Origin of the sequence: Shewanella sp. AS16, assembly GCF_021412365.1 — a bacterium.
Classification (GTDB): domain Bacteria; phylum Pseudomonadota; class Gammaproteobacteria; order Enterobacterales; family Shewanellaceae; genus Shewanella; species Shewanella salipaludis.
Genome location: NZ_JAKCLK010000403.1, coordinates 1 through 283 on the forward strand (window position 1 = coordinate 1; position 283 = coordinate 283).

Below are 283 nucleotides of genomic sequence, written 5' to 3' on the forward strand. Positions count from 1 at the left end.
CCAGCAGCAAGGCCTACACCGAGTGTGGCACCGGCAGAATTTGAGTTATAGCCGGTAATACCGGCACCTAACGCTGCACCAACTGCTGCGCCTTCATAACCACGGTTCAGCCATCCCTGAGACTCCCGCAGATCCATCTTATCGGCCTTCAGCACATTCGCCTGAATCCAGTAGTAGGCTTTATCCGGAGAAGTCACCACCTGATATCCTTTTGCTTTCACAGCATCAGCAATTTTGCCCTGCAGCCCACTCATGTCTTTATCAGACGTGTTTTTGATCTGCA

At 51.6% G+C, this 283-nt stretch carries 1 protein-coding gene; it reads right to left on the minus strand.

The genetic code is table 11. From position 1 onward, the window contains the following. The coding region (gene traT / locus LZP73_RS20845; protein ID WP_234236889.1) for a complement resistance protein TraT at positions 1 to 283 on the minus strand (283 nt) is incomplete at both ends.